Raw genomic sequence first — 23,373 nt, forward strand, 5'->3', positions numbered from 1 at the left:
GGGCGAGTAGACCTTCATCACCATAAGAGATCCCTCCTGCCCGGCCCCTGCCGGGGCCGGGCTCAGAGGTGTCCACCACTCGGGGACAGGTCCCGCTACGGCCAAACTCACCGCACACCATGAGGAGCTTCACATGGCCGGCGTTCTGACGACCGATCACCCCGCCTGGCACCGCTACGACGACGGCGCCCGCGCGCGTGCCGTACGAGCCGGCTCCGGTCTGTGGGTCCTGTCCCACGACACCCACGGACTGCGCCTCGACTGCGTGGACGGCGACGAGGACGCCAAGCCGTCCTTCACCGTCACCGATCCCGCCGACCTGCCGACGCCCGCACCCGCCGAACTCCGGGCCGGTCTCGCCGAACTCGGCGTCTCGCAGCGACTGACCAACCCATGGCTGTGGGATGCGATCACCACCGCGATCCTGCGGCAGGTCGTGCGCGCTGACCAGGCCCGCAAGCTCTACCGCGCCTGGTGCAGCACGTACGGAACCACCATCAACGGCCCCTTCGGGCCCCTCGCCATCGCTCCGCCCCACACCAGGGTCCTTGAGCTGCCCGACAGCTGCTTCGCCGGCGTCGGCGCGAAGTTCCACCGCACCGCACTGCAGGCCGCAGCCGAGCACTACGAGCAGCATCACGGCACCTGGGAGCACCTGGACGCCGAGGACCTGGTCCCCGCGCTGACCGACATCCCCCGAATCGGCCCGTGGACCGCGCGCGCGGCCGCCGCCGACTTCACTGGGGACTTCAGCGTCTACCCGCACGACGACCTCGCCGTGCGCACATGGGCCGCACAGATCGCACCCGCCTACCCCTGGCCCGACAAGAAGGACAAGCGCTTCGGCCCCCTGTGGACCGGCTGGGCCCGGCAAGACCGCACCGCCCTGCACACCCTCACCCTCGCCACCCTCACTTGGGGGGCACACGCACGATGACCTGGAGGAACTATGCGGCAGTTGACGCTGATCGCAGGCGCCGACCCCACCCGTACGCTCGACGCCCTGTTCATCAATGCACCGTTGCGTGACTACACCCTGCGGCCCCGCACCAACGACTACACCCTTCCCGTGCTCGGCATGGCGTACATCGCCACCTACGCCCAGCAACAGGGCTTCAACGTCGGTGTGCTCGATGCCGAAGCCCACGGCCTGGGCTTAGAAGAAGCCGCCCAGCTCGTCTACGAGGCCGCTCCCCGCTGGGCCGCCATGAACCTCCTCGCGCCGACGTACGAGATGTCCGCCCGGATCGCAGCCCGGCTCGACCCGGGCATCGACCTGATGGTCGGCGGGCACCATGCCAAGGCCATGCCGGACCGCATCCTCGCCGACCCCCGCATGCGCCGCCTCGGCGCCCTAGTCCTCGGTGAAGGAGAACTGCGCGTCGCCGCTCTTCTGGAAGACATCCAGAACCGGCGCACCCTGCCGGGCGTCATGTGGCGCGACTCCCTCCTCGGCACCCGGGCCGTCGGCATCGCCGACCTCAAGACGAGCGCCTCGCTGCTCGGCCCCGACATCAACGCCCTGCCTTACGTCAACCGGGCCTTCTTGCCCCAGGACCCCTACCAGGCCCCGGCCACCGCGGCAGACCGCCGCCTGGCCGCAACACGGACCTGGATCAGCCCACGGGGCCACTGGGAGGCCAACATCGTCGGCAGTCGTGGGTGCCCCTACAACTGCACCTTCTGCGGCGCCGCCGTGTCCGCCAACCCCGACGTGGTGATCCGCGTGCGTTCCCCCGAGAACATCATCGGCGAGCTCGACCAGTTGCACGAGGAGTACGGCGTGACAGCCTTCCGCTTCGTAGACGACCTGTTCCTTGGGGTGGGCCGTGTCATCGATGAGCAGATGGAGGCGTTCACCCGCCACAGGATCGGCGACCGGTATGTGTGGGACGCCACCGGCCGCATCAACGTCCTCAACCGTCTTTCCGACGCCGACCTGGACCGTCTCGTCACCAACGGGTTGCGCGAAGTCGCCCTCGGCATCGAGTCCGGCAGCAACCGCATCCTGGCGGCGATGGACAAGCGGATCGACGCCGAGATGACCGAGCGCGTCGCCGGTCGCCTGTTCTCCCACGGCATCAGCGTGAAGGGCTACTTCATCCTCGGCTTCCCTGGGGAGAGCCAGGGGGACCTGGACGCCACCATCCAGCACATCCGCAACCTGTGGGACATCTCCGACCAGCACTCCGGGGACATCCGGGCCAGCGTCTTCGAGTTCAGGCCGTACCCGGGCACTCCCGTGTGGCAGACGTTGATCGACGTCGGCCACAGCGCCGATGCCCTCCTGGCGTACGACGACGTCGACCTGACCGCGGACGGTGCGCACGAGTTCATGCGGCAGCGCGACGAGTTCAATTTCTCCGTCGGCATCCAGTTCGGCGACGTTCCACTGGACCGCATACGTTCGACACTCGCCATGCTCACGCGCGAGCAGCACGAGCGGAACCAGAGCGTTCGGGGGACAGCAGCGTGAGCGGCGGACGCAGAGGCTGGTTCGTCAGCGTCGACGGGCCGAGCGGCGTGGGCAAGTCCACCACCGTGCAGGCGCTGCACGACCTGCTCGCCCAGCAAGGCCGCCCCGTCCGGCGCACCGTCGAGCCGACCACCACCACGCTGGGTACGTTCACCCGGTCCAACGCGAACACACTCCACGGCCTTGCGCTGGCCTGTCTTGTGGCCGCTACCCGCTACGAGCACGTCGAGACGGTGATCGACCCGGCGTTGCGGGCCGGCGAACTGGTCGTCAGCGACCGATACCTCGCCTCCACGCTGGTCCTGCAACAGATGGACGGCGTCCCCGTGGAATTCTTGCTTGACGTCAACCAGCATGTCCCGCTCCCGGACTTGGCTGTGATCCTCACCGCCGAACCGAACCTGATCGCCGCGCGCATCGTTGAGCGTGGCATCACACACCGCTGGCATGTCGACCCCGACGGCCCGAGCCGCGAAGTCGCCCTGTACCGGGACGCCGCGGCTCACCTGACGAGCAGAGGCGTTGAAGTGCTGCTTCTCGACAACGGCGCCTACACCCCATCGGACGTAGCTCGGCGAATCGCCGACGCCATACCGGCCCTCCCGCTAGCCTCAGTCCCCTCCACCGCCCCATCAACCCCTCAAGGACCATGAGCGAAACGCCGGCCACGCCCGTCATCGACACCCACGTCATCCTTCGCGACGGCGACAAGATCCTTCTCTCCAAGCGGGGCGGCCCCTACGGCTATGGGCGTTGGCACATGCCGTCGGGGAAGCTCGACCAAGGCGAGCCTCTTCCCGATGGCGCCGCCCGTGAACTGTTCGAGGAGACTGGCATCACTGTCGACCCGAGTGGCCTGCGTCTCGTGCAGGTCGTGCACCACCGCCAGGACGACGATGTGGAACGCATCGGCTTCTTCTTCGAAGCCGTCCAGTGGGAGGGAGAACCCGTCAACAAGGAACCGGAGAAGTGCCTGGCACTCACCTGGTTCACCGTCCACGATTTGCCGGACGACATCATCGAGTACCCGCAGGCCGGCCTGTGCGGCTACCTCGACGGCAGCGGCCCCCTCGCAGAACACGGCTGGCGGTAGCCCCACCAAGACAGGCCCCGCCCAGCCAAAACAAGCAGCCACGCCTAAACCGCGCCCCAAAGGGGTGCGGGGAACTGCGCGACCAGCCAAAACGAACCCGCAGCCGCAAGGGGCCTCAGGCCCGCCGCGGGCGTTGCGCCCCGTAGGGGGCGCGGGGAACTGCGCGACCGGCCGAGACGGGCCCGCAGCCGCAAAGGGCCCCGAGTGAGCCCCGCGTATAGGCGGACGCGACCGGCCAGAACGGACCCGCAGTTGCAGTCGGCCCGAGCCAGCGCAGCGCACCGCAGCGCTACGGCACCTTCACCCACTGCGCCTTCGACGGTGTCCCCTCGGCGTTGTCCACGAACAGCATGTACCACCCGGACTGCACCAGGTTCCGGCTCCCCGGCACGGTCACCGTGATCTTGTCCCCGGACGTGGTGAAGTCCAGCGCGATGGACCGCTGGTCGACATCCGTGACATGCGTGGACGCGCTGGGCCTGATCAGCCGGACCTTCTTGATCGTCGAGGCCTGCGGGGAGGTGAAGGTCCCCGAGTCGCCCCGGGCGATGGTCTGCGGCCCGCCGGACAGCGAGGGCCGCGAGTCCCGGTAGAGATACGGCGGCGTGTAGATCTCGATCCGCTGCTCGAACTTGCCCGGCTTGGTGTTCGCCTTGTCCGCGTACAGCGAGTCGGACCCGAAGAACATCACCCGCCCGTCGGGCAGCAGGATCGACCCGGAGTGGTAGTTGCGGCCCACCAGCGGGTCGGCCACCTGGGTGAAGCTGTTGCTGTCGGGGTGGTAGATCCGCGCCTGGTGGATGTTGGAGTCGCTGCGCCCCCGGTAGTCCTCCGAGCCGCCCGAGACCAGCACGGTGTCGTCGGGCAGGATCGAGGACTGCGGATAGCGGGTGCCCTTCTCCAGCGACGGCCCGTCCACGAACTTCGGGTCGGTGGCCTTCAGGTCGATCAGCCGGGTCTTCTTGCTGGACACCTTGGACTCGCCGACCCCGCCGCCGCCGATCACCAGGTACTTCTCGTCCTGCGCGGGCGGCAGCAGCACCGTGCCGGAGGTCTCCATCAGGTCCGCGTCGCCGAGCCCGGGCAGCTTGGTGAACTCATTGGTGTCCACGTCCCAGATGCCGGGGTCGCGGCCCACGTCGTCGGGGCCGTAGCCCGCGTTGGACCCCGAGTAGAAGATCTTCCCGTTCTCCATCAGGAACAGGGCCGGATAGGTGGGGAACTGCCGGATCTTCTCGGTGTACGTCCACTTCTTGGTCTTCGGGTCGAAGATCTCGTTCTTGCCCGGGACCAGCTGTCCGATGTCGTCGAGGCCGGAGACGCTGAGGATCCGGCCGTCGCTCAGGGTGGTCAGCGTCGGGTACCAGCGGGCCTCGTTCATCGGGTCGACCTTGATGTACTTCTCGGCGACCGGGTCGAACTCGTAGGCGTCGCGTATCCCCTGGAAGTCCTTCTTGTCGAGGGCGAGCTTCTGCGCGATGCCGTAGGTGTTGCGCGAGTCGGCGCCGGTCAGCCCCTGGATGCGGTAGTTGTCCTGGGTGCCGGTCTCGTACTGGGTGCCGCTCGCTCTCGCCTCGACGTAGATCCGGCCCAGCCCGGGGTCGTTGCGCAGGAAGGCGCCGGTCGTCTTGTCGAAGACCTTCTTCGCGCGCGGCACCAGGACGGGATCCTTCGACACGAAGGTCTTGCCGCTCTCCTTGCCGGTGAACTTGGTGCCGGCGGGCAGGGTGATCGGCTTGTCCGGGTTCTCGTTGTGCACGACCATCAGGCCGCCGGCCTTGGTGACGTCGCCCTTGAGCTTCTCGTACCGCTTGGTGCCGCCGGCGATGAGGAGATTGCCGTTGGCCAGTTGGGTGTGGCCGGTGCAGAACAGGTCGTTGGGCGTGGGCACCTTCTTGATCGTGCCCTTGACCGGGTCCCAGATGCGGGTGTCGAACTTCTTCGCGTCGAAGTTCTCCTGGTCGTTGCCCGAGCCCGCGATCAGCAGCACCTTGCCGGTGTGCAGGAGCGCCGCGTGGATGGTGTGCTGGCGGTACTCCTCGGGGAACTCGATGATGTCCCACTTGCCGTTGGCGGCCTTGTACTCGGGTCTGTCGATCTTGTACTGGTGGTATTTCTCGGTTCCGAAGCGGTACAGCCACGGTCCGTTCATCCCGGCCAGCGCGAGTACCACCGCCGTGCCTATCGCGAGTCGACGAGCACGGCGGCGACCGGCACTGTCGTTCATTCCTTACGTCCCCCAAGTCCGCCCAGGGCGATCTGCATGGTCTGCTCGTTGGTCCCGTTCGCATCGGCCCAGGTGGGCCGCTGCTGCGGGGCGTGCGGCGGGTGCGGCCCGCCCGTCGCGTCCTGCGGTTCGTGGCCGGCCGCCGGGTCGGGCGCCGCGGCGTCCTGCGGTCCTGCCGCGGGCCGTTTGCGGTCCTGCCGGAGCATGTACCGCCAGGCGAAGACCGGCGCCGCGGTGATCAGCATGGCGAAGACGGCCCAGGTGACCATCGCCGGGTGGGAGTGCCCGAGGACGAAGCCGGCGGCGAGCGATCCGCCGAAGACCAGGATGAAGAACCAGTGGATCCGGAACGTCCCGAACAGCGTGTCGGGGCTGGCGGATTCGCCCTTGGGCGTCACCACGAACTTGCTCTTGCGGCGCAGTACGGCGTCCATCAGCGAGCGGGCGTAGATCGGCGCGGACAGCGCGGACATCACCATGCCGGCGACGCCGCCGGAGCCCTCCGGCTCGTGCGGGGAGACGTTGTGCCGGCGGTTCCAGATGTACAGGCCGATCTGGAGCGCGGAGGCGTTGCCGTAGAGCATCAGCCACACCGTGGGGTCGATGTTCACGCCCGAGGCGCCCAGGCCCAGGAACAGCGCGCAACTCAGCGCCGCCAGGATCCAGTTGAGGGCGGACATCGGATAGAAGATGATCATCATGGTGTAGTTGAAGAGCTTGCCGGGCGGCAGTGAGAACAGGCCCTTCCAGTACTGCTTGAGGATCGTCTCGTAGGTGCCCCGGGACCAGCGCAGCTGCTGGGTGAAGAAGTCGGTCCAGGCGTTCGGGCCCTCGCCGACCGCGAGCACGTCCGGCGTGTACACCGACTTCCACTTCCGGCCGGTGGCCGGGTTCTTGGCGCGGTGCATCTCGAAACCGGTGGCCATGTCCTCGGTGATCGAGTCGTACAGGCCGCCGATCTGCTTGATCGCGCTGATGCGCACCGCGTTCGACGTGCCCACGAACATCGGGGCGCCGTACCGGTTGCCGGCGCGCTGGATCAGCGCGTGGAAGAGGAACTGCTGCGACTCGGCGGCCTTGGTGACGAAGGTGTCGTAGTTGCCGTACACCTGCGGGCCGATGACGAAGCCGACGTCCGGGTCGCGGAAGTAACCCAGCATCCGCTCCAGGTAGTTGGGCAGCGGTACGTGGTCGGTGTCGACCGAGGCGAAGAAGTCGTACTCGTCGCCGTGCGCCTCAAGCCAGGCGTTGTAGTTGCCGTGCTTGGTCTTGGCGCGGTGCGGGCCCTTGGGCCGGTTCCAGTGCGCGACGCCCTTGCGGGAGAAGTGGTGCACGCCGAGCCGGGCGCAGACCTCCTTGACCTCCGGGTCGTCACCCTCGTCGAGCAGCCAGACGTGCAGCAGGCCCCGGTGGCGCAGCCGGACGGCCGCCTCCAGGGTCTTGGTGACCATCTCCAGCGGTTCCTTGCCGGGCACGAAGGAGGTCAGGAAGGCGACCTTGGTGCCGGTCTCGGGCACCACCGGGACGGGGTCGCGGGCGACCAGCGTGGCGTGCGCGTTCGACAGGACGTTCATGCAGCGGAAGAACTCGATCAGGCCGATCGAGACCAGCATCACGACGTCCAGCGCGGGCAGGAAGTCGTAGGCGGGGTAGTCGCGTTCGGTCCAGTGCTCGGGTTGCAGCAGCCAGGCCAGCAGGACCAGCGAGAGCAGCGGGGCGGCGCCCAGCATGAGCGCGGCGCGTATGCGGTGCGGCTCCTGGGAGAGCAGCGAGCGGTACTGCACGGTGTACGGCTTGCCGGGTTCGGGCTGGGTGAGGGGGCCCGCCAGCCGGCTGTAGTGCTCGTAGTCGTACCTCGGCAGGTTCTTCTTGATCCGGCGGAACGTCCCCGTGTTGCCGGTGCGGTGCCCGGGCACCCGGAGCTGCGTGGTCTGTGACGGGTCGAAGTTCTGCCGGGCGCCCGTCGGCGTCGACGTCATGAGTCATCCCCCCACACGCGGAGCACCGCGTGTCAGTCGGTTCGTTGCGCCCCTTCGGGTCCCCCTCGACCGTCACGGGCGCGTCAGTGGTGGGTCGCGGTCACAGCCCCCACGTCTCCCACACCTTATCGACATGGAACCGCGACGTTCCGGTTGCAGGGTGCCCCCCTCGGCATCCGCTCATGGACGGGTCCCCCCTCCCCGTCGCTGCGGCAACCGGTTCCCTTCCCCCCAAGTGCCGCGTATCGGCGGCAGCTTGAACAACCAGGTTTCTACGGGGCCGAGCATGATCGCAAGATGCGAAACACTGTGTTTACCGGTCATACGCGCTCATTGCGGGGCGTGTGGGGATCTGGTGGACGTGTCGTGACGGCCGGGGACAGTCGGGCGCGGATGTGGCCGAAGTGGTCTCTTATGGCCTCCTCGGCGCGTATGGAGTCGCCGGACCTGACCGCGTCCAGGATCTCCCGGTGCCGGCGGCCGGTGACCCGCGGGTCCTGCGGCAGCTCCACCAGATCCCGCTGTACGCGGTCGAAGGCGTCCCAGAACGCCTCCAGCACCTCGCTCAGCAGGGCGTTGTCCAGCCCCCGGTAGAGCATGGCGTGAAACGCTCGGTCGGTCTCGGCGAGGCCGGCTCCCTGCGCGGCCCGCTGTTCCATACGGTCGACGAGCGCATCCAGTTCAATCAGGTCGGTCTCGGGCAGCCGCCCGGCCAGCCGGGAGACCAGCCCCGCCTCCATCGCCTCACGCAGTTCGAGCAGCTGGAGCAGGGAGTCCTCGCCCCGGTGGTGCCCGGCGACCGTGCGGAAGGCAAGGCCCTCGACCATCGGGGCGAGGGACATCGGGCCGACGTAGGTGCCGAAGCCGTGCCGGATCTCCACGATGCCCACGGCCTGGAGGGCCTTCAGCGCCTCGCGCACCGAGTTCCGGCTCGCGCCGAGGAGCTTCATCAGCTCGGGCTCGGTCGGCAGCGGCGCCCCGGAGGGCAGCCGTCGGTCGACGATGAGCTTCTTGATCCGCTCTTGCAGGTCTCGGGCCGCCATGGCCAGAGCGTATCCGGCCAAACAAGCGACAGGCCCTTCGGTGTGCGAAGGGCCTGCCGCCATCGTGCGCCGCCAGGGACTCGAACCCCGGACCCGCTGATTAAGAGTCAGCTGCTCTAACCAACTGAGCTAGCGGCGCCTGCTGACGCGAGAACTCTACCCGACCTCGGGGTGTGGTTCTGACCGCCGGGAGACGGCGCGGAGGTGCCGGCCCGGGGCGCGTACATCATTCGGACCGTCAACATGCGCGCCGCGATGACAGTTGAGAAACTGATCAATGTGCACAGACGCGGACATTTCAACCCGGAATGTGAGGGGGCTCGCATGGCGACTCCGGTATTCGAGGAATTCGATCCCGTGAGCGACTGCGAGTGCCCCGGATGTGTCCACTGGCGGCGGGTGAGCCCGCGTACGCTGCCCGGCCGGTTCGGCGGGCACCCGGCCGCCCGGCGGGCCCTGATCGTGGCCGCCGCCACGTCCGCACTCGCCGCGGGCCATGCGGCGCCCGCCCTCGCCGTGCCCTCCACTCCGCCCGCTCCGCACCGGCCGGGCCTTCCGGCGGGGCCCGGACCCGACACCCCGCAGGGCGGCCAGGTGCCGCTGCACGGGCCGAGCGCAACGCCCGCCGTCGCGGCCCAGCCGCGCACGATCACCCGTACGGAGATCATCAACCGGGCCAAGACCTGGGTCACCGCCCAGGTGCCGTACAGCACGAGCGCGTACTGGACGGACGGCTACCGCCAGGACTGCTCGGGCTTCGTCTCCATGGCCTGGGGTCTGCCGGGCAACGAGTGGACGGGCAGCCTCGGCAAGTTCGGCGTGAGGATCAAGAAGGAGGACCTGCAACCCGGCGACATTCTGCTCTTCCACAACTCCGCCGACCCGCAGATGGGCTCGCACGTCGTCATCTTCGGCGGCTGGACGGACTACACGCACACCTACTACACGGCCTACGAGCAGACGCGCCCGCACACCCGCCGGATGTCCACCCCGTACTCCTATTGGAGTAATTCCGACAAATACGTTCCCTACCGCTACAAGGGCCTCGCCGCGGGCACGCCGGCCGGCGGGGCGACCACCGCGGTCAAGAGCGGGCCGTTCCCCGGGGCGGCCTACTTCGGACCCGGCGCGAACAACAAGTACGTCACCCGGCTGGGCGAGATGCTGGTCGCCCGCGGCGGCCGGGCCTACTACACCCGGGGTCCGGGACCGCGCTGGGGCGACGCGGACCGGCGGGCGACCCAGGCGTTCCAGAAGGCCCAGGGCTGGAGCGGCGCGGATGCCGACGGGGTACCGGGACCGCGCACCTGGGAACTGCTGGCGACCGGGAAGGGCAAGGACATCAGGGCCACCAGGGCCGGCGCACCCGCCTCGCACGGTGTGTCCGGCTACCCCGGCCGCGCCATGTTCCGCCCCGGCGCGGAGAACACCTACGTCACCCAGCTGGGGCGGCAGCTGGTCAAGAAGGGGTACGGCCGCTACTACACGGCCGGGCCGGGACCGCGCTGGGGCGAAGCGGACCGGCGGGCCGTCGAGGCGTTCCAGCGGTCCCAGGGCTGGCGGGGCGGGGCGGCGGACGGCTATCCGGGGCCGGAGACCTGGCGACGGCTGTTCGCCTAGGCCCCCGCCCCCCTTTTTTCTCCTCGCGTCACTTCTCGTCGCTTCTCGTCACTTCTCATCTCTACTCGTCCTTTCTCTTCTTCTCTGTCACTCACCTGTCATGACGCATCTGGCGCGGAGGCTGGAGGCACGCATGAGCACGACGACGTCACACACGCCCGAGTCGGAGGGACCCGTCGAGGGGCCGTCCCGTCCGACCCGGCTGATCCACAACGAATCGACCACCGAGATCCCCGTCCACCTGCTGTTCCGCGATGACCCCGCCCCGGTGTCGGTGCCGCTCAAGCCGGCGGTGGTGGCCCGCAGGCGGGGCACCGGCGAGCAGCCCCGGCTCAGGCGGCAGGCGCCGGTGCGGGCCCGCAAGGTGCCCGAGGTCGATCCGCTGCTGGTGGAGCGGCCGGCGCGGGCGCTGCCCGGGGCCGCGGGGGTGCTCGCCGGCCTCACCGGGGTGGCCGGGTGCGTGGCCACCTCCTGGTGGGCGGGGGTGCTGCCGCGGCTCGCGGCGGACGCGCTGTGGCTGCCCGCGTACGCGGGCGCCGGTCTGGGCCCGGCCCAGTGGGCGGCGTACGCGGGGGCCGGGGCGCTCGGCGCGCTGGGCTTCGGCGGGCTCGCGCGGGGCGCGACCGGCCGGGCCTGGGTGCTCGGTCTGTTCGGCCGCTACCGGGGGACCGTGCGGCGCACCGGCCTCATGTGGGTGAACCCGATGCTGCGGCGGCGCCGGGTCGATGTGCGGCTGCGGCACTGGCGCAGCAAGCCGATGTCGGCCGCCGACGGCAGCGGGGTGGCGCTGCGGGTAGTGGTCCTCGTGGTGTGGCGGGTGCGGGACACCGCGCGGGCCGTGCTCGGCGTGGCGGACCACGAGAGGTATCTGCGGGAGTGCGTGGAGGCGGCGCTGGCCCGGGTGCCGGTGGACATGCCGGGCGGGGCGCGGGGGGCCGCGGAGGCGGCGGGGGAGGCGCTGACCCGGCTGGTTGCGGCGGACGCGGCGGGCATCGGGCTTGAGGTGTTCTCGGTGCAGCCGGTCCGGGCCGAGTACGCGCCCGAGGTCGCCGCGGCCATGCACCGGCGCCGGATCGCCGTGCTGGACGCACAGCAGCGCTCCTCCATGCTCACCTCGGTGGTGGACTCGGTGGAGGACACGGTGACCCGGCTGACCATGCGCGGGCTGGTCGAACTCGACGACTACGAGCGCAAGGCGCTGGTGCGGGATCTGACGGTCGCCTTCTGCGCGGGCCGCACCGAGTCCGCCCCGTGATTGGTATGGACATGTCCAACTGACGGCAATAATCTGAGACTTGGTCTAGACCTGCACGGCTCAGTGAACTTCCCCCACGTTCTCCAGGAGCGGCAGCATGCGTACACAGACCAAGTTGTCCGCCGTCGTGGTGGGTCTGGCCACCGCCGGAGCGTTCGCGCTCTCCTCCGGCGGGGCCAGCGGCCACGGCTACACGGACCTGCCCATCAGCAGGCAGAAGCTCTGCCAGAACGGAACGGTGGCCAACTGCGGCGACATCCAGTGGGAGCCGCAGAGCGTCGAGGGCCCGAAGGGCTTCCCGGCCGGCGGCCCCGCCGACGGGCAGCTCTGCAACGGCGGGGTGAGCCGGTTCGCCCAGCTCAGCTCGCCGACCACGCCGTCCGGCGCGGCCTGGCCGACCACCAAGGTGACCGGCGGTCAGAGCTATACCTTCCGCTGGCAGTTCACCGCGCGGCACGCCACGACGGACTTCCGGTACTACGTCACCAAGCCGGGCTGGAACCAGAACCACGCCCTGGCCCGCTCCGACCTCAACACCACGCCGTTCCTCACGGTCCCGTACAACAACCAGCAGCCGCCGGCCACGCTCTCGCACAGCGGCACCCTGCCGAGCGGCCTGAGCGGGCACCACGTCATCCTCGCGGTCTGGACGATCGCCGACACGGGCAACGCGTTCTACGCCTGCTCCGACGTCACGTTCTGACCCACCCCCCAGGCCCGCGTGCGCCGACACCACACCCCCCACCGCACGCGGGCCCCTTCCTGTGACGACTGCCGGCGCGGGCGGGCAGTCCGGCGAGCCGGAAGGGCTCGGTGACGTAGCCGCCGGCGCCCGCGGTTGCCTGCGGTCGTGTCCGGTGGCCGGTGGCGGGGTGTCATGAGAACCGTCGTTCCCTGGGCTCCACATCTGACGGTATGTCAGCTACCGTGCCCGGTCATGGAGTTCCGTACGGATACGGTCGCGGAGTTGGTGGCGGGGCGGTGGGGGGACCGGCGGCCGGGGCTGTGGTTCGAGGAGCGGGTGCTGAGCCATCACGAGGTCGCGGCCGGCGCCGCCGCCCGTGCCGCGCTGCTGGCCGATCTGCTGCCGGCCGGCGCCGAACCGCATGTCGGGGTACTGCTCGAGAACACCCCGGAGTTCCCGCTGTGGCTGGGCGCCGCCGCCCTCGCCGGCGCCGCGGTCGCCGGGATCAACCCCACCCGCAGGGGCCCCGAACTGGCCCGCGACATCCTGCACACCGAGTGCCCGCTGCTGGTCACCGAGCGGGCGCGGCTGCCGCTCCTCGACGGCCTCGACCTGCCCGGCGTACGGCTGCTGATCACCGACACCCCGGCCTACGCCGACCTGCTCGCCCCCTACGCCGACGCCACCCCCGACCCCTCCCGGGCCACCCCGAAAGACCGCATGCTGCTCTGCTTCACCTCCGGTTCCACCGGCGCCCCCAAGGCCGCGCTCTGCTCGCAGGGCCGGCTGGCCGCCGCCGGACGCGCCCTCGTCGACCAGTTCGGCCTCGGCCCCGACGGCGTGCACTACATCTGCATGCCCCTGTTCCACGGCAACGCCGTGATCGCCGACTGGGCGCCCGCGCTGGCGGCCGGCGCCGGGGTGGCGCTGCGCCGGCGGTTCTCCGCGTCGGGCTTCCTGCCGGACGTACGCCGGTTCCGGGCGACGTACTTCACCTATGTCGGGCGGGCCGTGCAGTATGTGCTGGCCACCGAGCCACGCCCGGACGACGCCGACAACCCGCTGCGGCTGGGCTTCGGCACCGAGGCGGGTGCGGTGGACGCGGCGGCCTTCGAGGGGCGGTTCGGGGTGCGGCTGGTGGAGGGGTACGGCTCCTCGGAGGGCGGCGCCGCGGTGCGGTGGACGCCCGGTACGCCCGCCGGTGCGGTGGGGCGCGCGACGCCCGGGCTGGCCGTGCTCGACCCGGCCGACGGCACGGAGTGCCCGCCCGCCCGCTTCGACGAGGCCGGCCGGCTGCTCAACGGCGACGAGGCGATAGGCGAGCTGGTCAACCGGGGGCCGAACCCCTTCGAGGGGTACTGGCGCAACCCGGCGGCGGAGGCCGAGCGACGGCGACGGGGATTCCCCGGGTCCGGCGAGGCCGACGGCGGCGGAGGCTGGTACTGGACCGGGGACCTGTTCTGCCGTGACGCCGACGGATACCTCTACTTCGCGGGCCGCGGGGACGACCGGCTGCGGGTCGACGGCGAGAACCTGGCCGCCGCGATGATCGAGAACATCCTCGCCCGGTACCCGGGTGCCGACGCCGTCGCCGTCTACGCGGTGCCGGACCCGGTCACCGGCGACCAGGTGATGACGGCGATCGCGGGGACCTTCGACCCGGAAGACTTCGCCGCCTTCCTCGCCGCCCAGCCCGACCTCGGGACGAAGATGGCGCCCCGGTTCGTCCGGCTGGTGGAGCGGATGCCGGTCACCGCCACCAACAAGATCCATCGGGCGGAGCTGCGCCGCCAGGGGCCGTGGTGCGCCGACCCGGTGTGGTGGCGGCCGCCGGGCGAGGAGACGTACCGGCGGCTGACCGCCGAGGACGCCGAAGGGCCCCTCGTGCGAACGAGAGGCCCTTCACCGGTGCGCCGCCAGGGACTCGAACCCCGGACCCGCTGATTAAGAGTCAGCTGCTCTAACCAACTGAGCTAGCGGCGCATGACTCCCGCCGTCCGCGTCCCGCGGCCGGCGACGAAGAAAATACTACCCGGTCCTCGGGGGTGCTCGGGACCACCCCGGATCCGGTACCGGCGCTAGATCGCCAGGGACAGCAGCACCGGGGCCGCGTTGCGGTTCAGGGCGTCCGCGGCCCGCCGCAGCCGGTGCGCGTGCGCCACCGGCAGTGACAGCGCCAGACAGCCCACCGAGGAGCCCGCCGTGATCGGCACGGCCGCGCACACCGTGCCGACCGCGTACTCCTGGAGGTCGAGCACGGGCACCGTCGGCGGCTGGGACTCCAGACGGGACAGCAGCAGCCGGTCGCTGGTGATGGTGCGCGAGGTGAGGCGGGCCATCTTGTGCCGGGAGAGGTGGTCGCGGCGGGCGTTGTGGTCGAGCTGGGTCAGCAGGCTCTTGCCGACGGCCGTGGCATGCGCGGAGGAGCGGAAGTCGACCCACTCGTTGACCGCGGGCGTGGCCGGGCTGTCGGCGTACTGGGTGACCTTCACCTCACCGTCGACGTACCGGCTCAGGTAGACGGCCGCGCCGACCGAGTCCCGCAGCCGGACCAGGGTGAGCTGGAGCTTGTCGCGCAGCGCCCGCTCCCGGTGGTGCGCTGAGCCGAGCCGGCTCAGGGCGTCCCCGGTCACATAGGCGCCGTCGGTGACCTGCTCGACGTAGCCCTCGCGGCGCAGCATCCGCAGCAGGGCGGTCAGCCGCTCGGGGCCGAGTCGGGTCCTGCGGGCCAGCTCGGTGTCGGTGATGCCCATGGTGTGCCGTGCCACCGTCTCCAGGACGCGCAGGGCGTCCTGGGCGGAGTGGTACGGGGCGGTCGGCTCGTGCATCAGCGCCACGGTGGTCCCCCCTGCGCTTGCTCTCTGGGCCGCGATCCGGACGGCGGATCGTTTCCACGATAACGGTCCGGCGTCCGCCGGGGAGGGGGCGTTGACGAGATCACCGTGCCCGTAAGCTGCGGCATCGGCACTCTGGCATATGCCTACGGCACACCCCGGCGGGTGACCTGCTGTGTTGACACCCTCACCTGCTGCAATTGCACCGCCGGGGCGAAAAAAAAATCGGTCACAGGACGGCGCCCAGGAACTCCCGGGTGCGGTCCTGCTCCGGATCGCTGAAGATCCGCTCCGGTGTCCCCGCCTCGATGACCCGGCCGCCGTCGAACATCAGGACCTGGTCGGAGATGTCCCGGGCGAAGTTCATCTCGTGGGTCACGCACAGCATCGTGATGTCCGTGCTGCGGGCGATGTCCCGCAGCAGGTCCAGGACGCCCGCGACCAGCTCGGGGTCGAGCGCGGAGGTCACCTCGTCCAGCAGCAGCACCTGCGGCCGCATGGCCAGCGCCCGTGCGATCGCCACCCGCTGCTGCTGCCCGCCGGACAGCTGCGAGGGGCGCATGTCGCACTTGTCGCTGAGGCCGACCAGCTCCAGCAGTTCGCGGGCGCGCGCCTCCGCCTCGTCCTTGTCCAGGCCGAGCACGGTGACCGGGGCCTCGGTGATGTTCCGCAGCACCGTCATGTTCGGGAACAGATTGAACTGCTGGAACACCATCCCGATCTTCTTGCGGACCTCGCGGACCTCCTTCTCGGAGGCCGGGAACAGCGGCTGCCCGTCCACCGCGATGGTGCCCGCGTCCGGTTTGGCCAGCGTCATCAGCAGCCGCAGGATCGTGGTCTTGCCGGAGCCGGACGGGCCGATCAGGGTGACGTGCCGGCCCGCCTGCACGGACAGGTCGAGCCCGTCCAGGACCGTGTGGTCCCCGAACCGCTTGGTCACCCCCTCCATGCGGATCAGCGCGGTCGGACGGTCCTCGGTGGCGGTCGGCTGCTTACGGGTCTCAACGGACAAGGCGACGCTCCAGGGTGCGCAGAAGGAGGGAGGCGAGGTAGGAGATGACGATGAAGGCCACGCCGATCACCGTCACCGGCTCGGTGAACTGGAAGTGCTGCTGGGAGAAGAGCCGCGCCCGGCCCAGCATCTCCAGGACGGTGATCGTCATCAGGATGGGCGTGTCCTTGAGCATCGAGATGACGTAGTTGCCGAGCGGCGGCACCACCCTGCGGACCGCCTGCGGCAGGATCACCGCCGTCCAGGTCCTGCGCACCGACAGGCTCAGCGCCGTCGCGGCCTCCCACTGACCGACGGGCACCGCCTCGATGCCGGCCCGGTAGACCTGCATCGTGTACGTCGAGTAGTGCAGCCCGATCGCGAAGACGCCGGTGGTCAGCGCGGAGAAGGTCAGTCCCCACTCGGGCAGCACGTAGAAGAGGAAGAACAGCTGCACCAGCAGCGGCGTGTTGCGGACGAACTCCGTCACCACCCCGACCGGCCAGCGCACCCACCGGGTCGGCGTCCGCATCAGCAGCGCCCACACCAGGCCCAGGCTGAACGAGAGCACCGAGCCGAGGGCCAGCGCCTGCAACGTGACCAGCAGGCCGTCCCAGAAGTGCGGCATGAAGTCGCCGACGGTGTTCCAGTCCCAGGTCATGCCGCACCACCGCCCGCGGCGCCCACGCCGGTCGTCTGGGCGCGCTTGACCTCACGCGCCGTCCGTTCCGTGCCGGGGTCCTTGCCGAGCCCGGCCTTCAGCCGCTTCTCCAGCGCCCGCATCAGCCGGGTGATCACGAAGGCGATCACGAAGTAGATCAGCAGCACGTAGGTGTAGACCTCCGCGCTCTGCTGGAGCGCCAGCCGCACCAGGTTGGCGCTGAACGCCAGATCGCCCATGCCCATGACGGACACCAGTGCGGTGCCCTTGAGGAGTTCGACCACCAGGTTGCAGAAGGAGGGGATCATCTCCGGCACCGCCTGCGGCAGCAGGATCAGCCGCAGCCGCTGGAAGGGCGTGAAGCCGAGGGCGATGCCGCCCTCCTTCTGCGCCGCCTCGACCGCGTTCAGCGCCCCGCGCACGACCTCCGAGCCGTACGCGCCGTAGGTCAGACCGAGCGCCAGCGTGCCCGCCCACATCGGCACCAGCTGCCAGCCGAAGGCGATCGGCAGCACGAAGAACACCCAGAAGATCATCACAAGCGCCGAGGTGCCGCGGAACACCTCGGTGTAGAAACCGGCGACGAAGCGCACGACGCGCAGCCGGTGGGTGCGCGCGATGCCGACGACGAAGGAGACCGCCGCGGCAAGCAGCGCGCTGAGGACCAGGAGCTGGATCGTGGTCCAGACTCCCTTGAGTACGAGTTCCCAGAGCCCGGTGGTCATCCGCCGCACAGCTCCTTCGCGGTGAGGTCGGTCATCTCGGCCTGTGTGAAGCCGAACGGCCGCAGGATGCGCAGCAGCTCACCGCTCTTCTTCAGCTTGCGCAGCTCGGTGTTGAAGGCGTCCCGGAGCTTTGTCTCCGTGGGCCGGAAGGCGAACGCGCCGCCGTCCACGTGCGGTTTGCCGTCGACGAGCGGGGCGAAGGCCGCGGTGGCCTCCGCCTTGGCGGACTTCTTCACCACCTCACGGGTGGTCAGGGCGGTCCCGGCGAACACGTCGACGCGTCCGGCCTCCACCGCGTTCAGCCCGGCCACCTGGTCCGGGACGATCAGGATGTCGCTCTCCTTGTACCCGGCATCCACCGCGTACTGGATCTCGGCGTATCCCGTGCCGGTGGCGAACCTGGCCTTCTTGGCGACCACGTCCTGGTAGTTGTGCAGGCCCTTCGGATTGCCCTTGCGCACGATGAAGGAATCGAGCATCTGGTAGTCGGGGTCGGCGAAGATCACCTGGGCGCAGCGGTCGGGGTTCACGTACATCCCGGCCGCCACGACGTCGAACTGCTGCGAGTTCAGTCCGGGGATCAGCGAGCCGAACTCGGTCGGCACCGGCTGCACGGTGTCCACACCGAGCCGTTTGAAGACGACCTTCGCCAACTCCGGTGCCTCACCGGTCAGCCGGCCGTCCTTGTCGATGTAGCCGAAGGGTATTTCGCCGGCGATCCCGAGCCGGACGACACCCTGCGCCCGCAGCCGGTCCAGCAGGTCGCCGCCGGGCGCCGCGGACGCCGTGGCGACGCGTGAGCAGCCCGCCGCGCCGAGCGCGCCGAGGGCCGCCACGCCCGCGAGCACCGCCCGCCGGCTGCGTCTGTGCCCGTACCCGGTTGTGTGTACGCCGTTCCCAAGTGGTGGAGCCATGGCCGCGCGGCTACCCGGGACCACACGACTTATGCACCATGGATTCCATGACGGATTCCACGACCGCCCGATTCCTTGAAGTGTCGCTGGTCGAACGGGATGTCCGGTGCACGGCCCGGCTTCTGGACGACCGTGCTCCGCTGACCTGCGCCGCGGTGTGGGACGCCCTGCCGCTGTCCGGTGACGTCTATCACGCCAAGTACGCGCGCAACGAGATCTACGCCCTCTTCCCGCCCCTCGCGGCGTCCGGGCCGCCCCTGGAGAATCCGACGGTCACCCCGATCCCCGGTGACCTCTGCTACTTCTCCTTCGCCGGCGCGGAACTGGGCACGCGCGCCTACGGCTACGACCGCGAGGTGGGCGCCGGCACCACCCTGGTCGACCTGGCCCTGTTCTACGAGCGCAACAACCTGCTGCTCAACGGCGACGTGGGCTGGGTGCCCGGCACCGTCTGGGGCCAGGTCGTCGACGGACTCGACCGGATGGCCGAGGCGTGCAACGACCTGTGGCGGTCCGGCGCGGCGGGAGAAACGCTCGGCTTCCGCCGCGTGTGAGCCCGGCCGCGTACACCGGCGGTAGGGGTGACGCTCAGCTTCGCGTGAGCCCGGCCGTGTACAGCGCGTGGGCGGCGCGCAGCACCAGATCGTCCCGGTGCCGGGCCGCGACCAGCTGGAGACCGATCGGCAGCCCCGCGTCGCCCGTCCCGACGGGCACGGTCGCGGCCGGCTGCTGGGTGAGGTTGAACGGGTACGTGAACGGCGTCCACCCCGTCCAGCGCCGGTGGCCCGAGCCCTTCGGCACCTCCGCGCCCGCCTCGAACGCCGTGATCGGCACGGTCGGCGTGACCAGCAGGTCGTACCTCTCGTGGAAGCGGCCCATGCGCCGGCCGAGGTCCATGCGGACGTCCACCGCGGCCAGATAGTCCAGCGCGGAGAGGCGGGCGCCCGCCCCGCAGATCTCGCGCAGCCCGGGGTCGAGCAGCGCCCGCCGGTCCGGCGGCAGCCCCTGCACGACCCGGGCGGCGCCGCTGAACCACAGGGTGTGGAAGGCGTCCACCGGGTCCGCGAGGTCGGGGTCGGTCTCCTCGACGTAGGCGCCCGCGTCCGCGAGCCCGGCCACCGCCCGCCGTACCGCCGCCGCGACCGCCGGACGCACCGCCACCTGACCGCCAAGCGACGGCGAGTACGCCACCCGCAGCCCGTGCACGCCCCGGTCGAGGGCCGCCGTGAACGGGCCGGGCGCCGCGGGCAGCGCCGACCAGTCCCGGGCGTCGGGCCGGCCGATGACGTCCAGCAGCAGCGCCGCGTCCGCCGCGTCCCGGGTCATCGGGCCCACATGGGACAGCGTGCCGAAGGCGCTCGGCGGATACAGCGGCACCCTGCCGTACGTCGGCTTCAGCCCGAAGATCCCGCAGAACGCGGCCGGGATGCGCACGCTGCCGCCGCCGTCCGTGCCCAGCGACAGCGGGCCCGCGCCGAGCGCCACCGCCGCCGCGCTGCCGCCGCTGGAGCCGCCCGCGGTGCGGGCGGGGTCGTGCGGATTGCGGGTCACCCCGGTCAGCGGGGAGTCGGTGACACCCTTCCAGCCGTACTCGGGTGTCGTCGTCTTGCCGATGAAGACCGCGCCCTGCTCGCGCAGCCGGGCCACCGACGGCGCGTCCTCGGCCCACTCGCCGTCCGCCGGTACGGTCCGCGAACCCCGCAGGGTCGGATGGCCGCGCAGCAGCAGGATGTCCTTGACCGTCACCGGCACGCCGTCCACCGGGCCCGCCGGCTCCCCGCGCCGCCACCGCCCGGCCGACTCCCGGGCCCGGGTCAGTGCCTCCTCGTCGAGGAGCCGGACGAAGGCGTTCACCTCAGGCTGGATGCGCGCCGCCCGCTCCAGGGCGGCGGCGGTGGCCTCCACGGGGCTGAACTCGCCCGTGCGGTAGCCGTCGAGTAGTTGTACGGCGGTCAGGTCGGTCAGCTCCATGCACCCTCCCGGGGTCAGTGACCCGGCACGTATCCGCGCTTCTTGTCGACCACGTTCACCAGGGCCCGGCCGGCCGCCCACCGCTCGTACAACTCCACGAACTGGGAGCCGAGTTCGTCCCGCCAGCCGACCGTGTCGCCGCTCATGTGCGGGGAGACGATCAGCCCCGGCAGCCGCCACAGCGGGCTGTCCTGGGCCAGCGGCTCGGTGGCGAACACGTCCAGGGCCGCGCCCGCGATCCAGCGCTTGGACAGCGCCTCGACGAGCGCGTCCTCGACGACCAGCTGGCCGCGGCCGACGTTGATGAAGTGCGCCGAGGGCTGCATCACACCGAAGCGGCGGGTGTCGAACATGCCGTGCGTCTGCTCGGTCAGCGGCGCCGCCGCGATCACCCAGTCCGCCCGCGCGATCAGCCGGTCCAGGTCGTCGGGGCCGTGTATGCCGGTGCGCGGGACGCGGCCGACGACCGCGGGCGTCACCTCCAGCGCCTTGAGCGTGCGGGCGATGGTCCGGCCGATCGGCCCGGAGCCGACCACGCAGGCGCGCGTGCCGGCCAGCCGCCGGGCCTCGCGGTGCCGCCAGGTCCGCTGCCGCTGGAGGTCCAGGGTGCGCGGGAGGTCCTTGGCGATGGCCAGCACGAGCGCGGCCACGTACTCGGCGATGGGCCGGTCGAAGATCCCGCGCGCGTTGGTCACCACGGTGTCCGAATCGGCCAGCTCCGGGCACATCAGATGGTCCACGCCCGCGCTCGCCGTGTGCACCCAGCGGGGGCGCGGGCCGCCGCCCGGCCAGGCATCGCGCACCGCGCGCGAGGCGAAGTCCCACACCAGCAGGACGTCCGCCGTCGGCAGCAGCCCGGCCAGCGTGCGTTCGTCGGCGTGCACGACGCGGGCACGGCCGGTGAGCCGGCCGAGGCGGGGCGGCGGGTCGGCATCGAGCACGAGGAGCGTCGGGACGGACATCGACACACCGTTCCTTGGGGTCCGTGGCGGGGGTCCGCGGCGGGCGGCTGGGGGAGGGCGTCTGACATGGGCGGATTGACCACGCTCGCACCCGAACCTACCTTCGTCAACACGGGCGTACCCGCACCCTGTTGCCCGCCCGTTTTCCCCCGTGAGGCCGGTGTCTGCCATGGACGTCTCCTTTCTCGGCGGTCCCCGCCCGCAGCGCGGTGTCGGCGTGGTCGCCCCCTTCGACTTCGCGCTCGACCGGGAGCTGTGGCGCTGGGTGCCGGACGAGGTGTCGCTGCACCTGACGCGGACGCCGTACGTGCCGGTCGAGGTGAGCCTCGACCTGGCCCGGCTGGTCAGCGAGCACGAAACCCTCGGCGAGGCGGTCCGCGCGCTGACCGCCGTGGAACCCGAGGTGGTGGCCTACGCCTGCACGTCCGGCAGCTTCGTCGGCGGGATCGCCGGGGAACGGGCGATGGGGGAGGCGATGGTCCGGGCCGGCGCGGTGCCGGCCGTGACGACGTCCGGTGCGCTGCTGGAGGCGCTGGCCGAGCTGGGGGTGCGACGGGTGGCCCTGCTGACGCCGTACACCGAGTCGGTGACCCGCGCCCTGCGGGACTATGTGGCCGAGGCGCGGGTCCGGGTGACCGGGTGCGTCTACATGGGGCTGACCCGGTACATCTGGCGGGTGCCGTACCGGGACGTGGCCGCGATGGCGCGCCGCGCCGCACGGGCGGGCGGCGCCGACGCCCTGTTCATCTCCTGCACCAACCTGCCGACGTACGACGTGATCCCCCAGCTGGAGGCGGAGCTGCGCATCCCCGTGCTCTCGGCCAACCAGGTCACGATGTGGGCGGCGCTGCGCCGACTGGGTACCCGAGCGGTAGGGCCGTACCAGGCGCTGCTGGACGAGGCGGCGCGCGGATGGCCCGCACTGCCGGAAGAACAGCAGGAGGGCTGGACATGACCGCACTCGGATTCCTCTACCCGGGGCACTCCGCCGAGGACGACTATCCGCGCACCGAGCAGCTCCTGGGCAGCGACATCCGGGTCGAGCTGGTCCACACCGACATCGGCGAGGACGCGCACCGGGTGGACGCGCTGCGGCGGATGGGGGCGCCCGAGCGGCTGGCGGCGGGCGTCGAGGCACTGCGCCTGGCGGGCGCGGAGGCGGTCGTGTGGGCGTGCACCAGCGGCAGCTTCGTGTACGGCTGGGAGGGCGCCCACGAGCAGGTGCGCTCGCTGGCCCTGGCCGCGGGCATGCCGGCCTCCTCGACGTCCTTCGCGTTCGTGCACGCGCTGCGCGAGATCGGGGCGGACCGGGTGGCGGTCGGTGCGACCTATCCGGACGACGTGGCCGAACTGTTCGCGGACTTCCTGCGGGCCGCGGGCGTCACGGTGACCGCGGTGCGGCCGTCCGGGATCATCACGGCAGCGGAGGTCGGCGACTGGGGCGAGCGCGAGCTGTTCGACCTGGCCAGGCGGGCGGACCGGGCACAGGCGCAGGCGCTGCTGCTGCCGGACACGGCCCTGCACACGGTGGCCCACCTGCCCGCGCTGGAGAAGGAGCTGGGCAAGCCGGTCCTCACGGCCAACCAGGTCACGGTGTGGGAGGCCCTGCGCCTGACGGACCGCAGGGTGAACGCCCCCACCCTGGGCTCCCTCTTCACCCACGAACCCCTAATCCAAGCCTGACCCCCCACCCCGGGATCCCGACACCTCCGAAGGGAGCGCAAGGAACTACGCACCCAGCCACAACGCACCCGCACCCGACGGACGGCGGATGTCCCCCGAAGGGGCGCGGGGAACTGCGCGCCCAGCCACAACGCGCCCGCAGCCGAGGGACGGCGGATGTCCCCCGAAGGGGGCGCGGGGAACTGCGCGATCAGCCACAGCGTGGCCGCACTCGATGGACGGCGGATGTCCCCCGAAGGGGCGCGGGGAACTGC

At 70.8% G+C, this 23,373-nt stretch carries 21 protein-coding genes and 2 tRNA genes; 11 read left to right on the top strand and 12 right to left on the bottom strand.

Features of this window, described 5'->3' with window-relative positions; genetic code table 11:
* Window positions 1-133 precede the first annotated feature (133 nt).
* Genes ACIRFL_RS33435 through ACIRFL_RS33450 form a run of 4 tightly spaced genes read left to right on the top strand, consistent with a single transcriptional unit; the run spans window position 134 to window position 3,569 of the window.
* Complete coding sequence (locus tag ACIRFL_RS33435; protein ID WP_404036045.1) at window positions 134-937, top strand: hypothetical protein; 804 nt, start codon at window positions 134-136, stop codon at window positions 935-937.
* Window positions 938-949: 12 nt separating this feature from the next.
* Complete coding sequence (locus ACIRFL_RS33440) at window positions 950-2,476, top strand: B12-binding domain-containing radical SAM protein (protein ID WP_404036047.1); 1,527 nt, start codon at window positions 950-952, stop codon at window positions 2,474-2,476.
* Complete coding sequence (gene tmk, locus ACIRFL_RS33445; RefSeq protein ID WP_404036049.1) at window positions 2,473-3,129, top strand: dTMP kinase; 657 nt, start codon at window positions 2,473-2,475, stop codon at window positions 3,127-3,129. The genes ACIRFL_RS33440 and tmk overlap by 4 nt, the downstream gene beginning before the upstream one ends.
* Window positions 3,126-3,569, top strand: a complete 444-nt coding sequence (locus tag ACIRFL_RS33450; protein WP_404036052.1) for an NUDIX domain-containing protein — start codon at window positions 3,126-3,128, stop codon at window positions 3,567-3,569. Before tmk ends, ACIRFL_RS33450 begins: the two co-directional genes overlap by 4 nt.
* 289 nt (window positions 3,570-3,858) lie before the next feature.
* Here ACIRFL_RS33450 and ACIRFL_RS33455 read toward each other — a convergent pair whose 3' ends face one another.
* The 4 genes from ACIRFL_RS33455 to ACIRFL_RS33470 form a co-directional block, all read right to left on the bottom strand.
* Window positions 3,859-5,796, bottom strand: a complete 1,938-nt coding sequence (locus ACIRFL_RS33455) for a galactose oxidase-like domain-containing protein (RefSeq protein ID WP_404036055.1) — start codon at window positions 5,794-5,796, stop codon at window positions 3,859-3,861.
* Window positions 5,793-7,775 (bottom strand): glycosyltransferase family 2 protein, encoded by a 1,983-nt coding sequence (locus tag ACIRFL_RS33460; protein ID WP_404036058.1) that lies wholly within the window; start codon window positions 7,773-7,775, stop codon window positions 5,793-5,795. Before ACIRFL_RS33460 ends, ACIRFL_RS33455 begins: the two co-directional genes overlap by 4 nt.
* A gap of 320 nt (window positions 7,776-8,095) precedes the next feature.
* The gene (locus ACIRFL_RS33465) at window positions 8,096-8,818 is read right to left on the bottom strand and encodes a FadR/GntR family transcriptional regulator (RefSeq protein ID WP_404036061.1); all 723 of its coding nucleotides are present in this window, start codon (window positions 8,816-8,818) and stop codon (window positions 8,096-8,098) included.
* Between the two features lie 65 nt (window positions 8,819-8,883).
* Window positions 8,884-8,957: transfer RNA gene (locus ACIRFL_RS33470), tRNA-Lys, on the bottom strand.
* Window positions 8,958-9,142: 185 nt separating this feature from the next.
* Here ACIRFL_RS33470 and ACIRFL_RS33475 point away from each other — a divergent pair.
* The 4 genes from ACIRFL_RS33475 (at window position 9,143) to ACIRFL_RS33490 (ending at window position 14,322) form a co-directional block, all read left to right on the top strand.
* A complete protein-coding gene (locus ACIRFL_RS33475) occupies window positions 9,143-10,438 on the top strand; it encodes a peptidoglycan-binding protein (protein ID WP_404036064.1) in 1,296 nt (431 codons plus the stop codon).
* 133 nt (window positions 10,439-10,571) lie between these two features.
* A complete protein-coding gene (locus ACIRFL_RS33480; RefSeq protein ID WP_404036066.1) occupies window positions 10,572-11,693 on the top strand; it encodes an SPFH domain-containing protein in 1,122 nt (373 codons plus the stop codon).
* Window positions 11,694-11,790: 97 nt separating this feature from the next.
* Window positions 11,791-12,396, top strand: coding sequence for a lytic polysaccharide monooxygenase (locus ACIRFL_RS33485; RefSeq protein ID WP_404036069.1), 606 nt, complete (start codon window positions 11,791-11,793; stop codon window positions 12,394-12,396).
* Between the two features lie 234 nt (window positions 12,397-12,630).
* Window positions 12,631-14,322 carry an AMP-binding protein gene (locus ACIRFL_RS33490; protein ID WP_404036072.1) on the top strand — a complete coding sequence of 564 codons (1,692 nt, stop codon included), beginning with the start codon at window positions 12,631-12,633 and terminating at the stop codon, window positions 14,320-14,322.
* Here the strand turns inward: ACIRFL_RS33490 and ACIRFL_RS33495 are convergent.
* The 6 genes from ACIRFL_RS33495 to ehuB all read right to left on the bottom strand — a co-directional run bounded on the left by ACIRFL_RS33495 (window position 14,288) and on the right by ehuB (window position 18,503).
* A tRNA-Lys gene (locus ACIRFL_RS33495) sits at window positions 14,288-14,361 on the bottom strand. The genes ACIRFL_RS33490 and ACIRFL_RS33495 overlap by 35 nt on opposite strands.
* Window positions 14,362-14,456: 95 nt before the next feature.
* Window positions 14,457-15,215 carry an IclR family transcriptional regulator gene (locus tag ACIRFL_RS33500; RefSeq protein ID WP_404036075.1) on the bottom strand — a complete coding sequence of 253 codons (759 nt, stop codon included), beginning with the start codon at window positions 15,213-15,215 and terminating at the stop codon, window positions 14,457-14,459.
* Window positions 15,216-15,441: 226 nt separating this feature from the next.
* Window positions 15,442-16,161 (bottom strand): ectoine/hydroxyectoine ABC transporter ATP-binding protein EhuA, encoded by a 720-nt coding sequence (gene ehuA / locus ACIRFL_RS33505; protein ID WP_404036196.1) that lies wholly within the window; start codon window positions 16,159-16,161, stop codon window positions 15,442-15,444.
* 52 nt (window positions 16,162-16,213) lie between these two features.
* Entirely contained in the window at window positions 16,214-16,864 is a 651-nt protein-coding gene (gene ehuD, locus ACIRFL_RS33510) for an ectoine/hydroxyectoine ABC transporter permease subunit EhuD (RefSeq protein WP_404036077.1), read from the bottom strand.
* Window positions 16,861-17,589 carry an ectoine/hydroxyectoine ABC transporter permease subunit EhuC gene (gene ehuC, locus ACIRFL_RS33515; RefSeq protein WP_404036080.1) on the bottom strand — a complete coding sequence of 243 codons (729 nt, stop codon included), beginning with the start codon at window positions 17,587-17,589 and terminating at the stop codon, window positions 16,861-16,863. The genes ehuD and ehuC overlap by 4 nt, the downstream gene beginning before the upstream one ends.
* Window positions 17,586-18,503 carry an ectoine/hydroxyectoine ABC transporter substrate-binding protein EhuB gene (gene ehuB, locus ACIRFL_RS33520; RefSeq protein ID WP_404036083.1) on the bottom strand — a complete coding sequence of 306 codons (918 nt, stop codon included), beginning with the start codon at window positions 18,501-18,503 and terminating at the stop codon, window positions 17,586-17,588. Before ehuB ends, ehuC begins: the two co-directional genes overlap by 4 nt.
* A 38-nt stretch (window positions 18,504-18,541) precedes the next feature.
* Between ehuB and ACIRFL_RS33525 the strand changes: the two genes are divergently transcribed.
* Window positions 18,542-19,057 carry a DUF3830 family protein gene (locus ACIRFL_RS33525; protein ID WP_404036086.1) on the top strand — a complete coding sequence of 172 codons (516 nt, stop codon included), beginning with the start codon at window positions 18,542-18,544 and terminating at the stop codon, window positions 19,055-19,057.
* A gap of 34 nt (window positions 19,058-19,091) precedes the next feature.
* Here the strand turns inward: ACIRFL_RS33525 and ACIRFL_RS33530 are convergent, their stop codons facing one another.
* Together ACIRFL_RS33530 and ACIRFL_RS33535 are read right to left on the bottom strand one after the other, a co-directional pair.
* Complete coding sequence (locus ACIRFL_RS33530) at window positions 19,092-20,474, bottom strand: amidase (RefSeq protein ID WP_404036089.1); 1,383 nt, start codon at window positions 20,472-20,474, stop codon at window positions 19,092-19,094.
* Between the two features lie 14 nt (window positions 20,475-20,488).
* Complete coding sequence (locus ACIRFL_RS33535; protein ID WP_404036091.1) at window positions 20,489-21,436, bottom strand: D-2-hydroxyacid dehydrogenase; 948 nt, start codon at window positions 21,434-21,436, stop codon at window positions 20,489-20,491.
* A 169-nt stretch (window positions 21,437-21,605) separates the two neighbouring features.
* Here ACIRFL_RS33535 and ACIRFL_RS33540 point away from each other — a divergent pair, with 169 nt between their 5' ends.
* Together ACIRFL_RS33540 and ACIRFL_RS33545 are read left to right on the top strand one after the other, a co-directional pair.
* Window positions 21,606-22,391, top strand: coding sequence for a decarboxylase (locus ACIRFL_RS33540; protein ID WP_404036094.1), 786 nt, complete (start codon window positions 21,606-21,608; stop codon window positions 22,389-22,391).
* Window positions 22,388-23,119 (top strand): aspartate/glutamate racemase family protein, encoded by a 732-nt coding sequence (locus ACIRFL_RS33545; protein ID WP_404036097.1) that lies wholly within the window; start codon window positions 22,388-22,390, stop codon window positions 23,117-23,119. The genes ACIRFL_RS33540 and ACIRFL_RS33545 overlap by 4 nt, the downstream gene beginning before the upstream one ends.
* Window positions 23,120-23,373 lie beyond the last annotated feature (254 nt).

The sequence above is a fragment of the Streptomyces sp. NPDC102462 genome, from assembly GCF_044765425.1.
Lineage (GTDB): Bacteria > Actinomycetota > Actinomycetes > Streptomycetales > Streptomycetaceae > Streptomyces.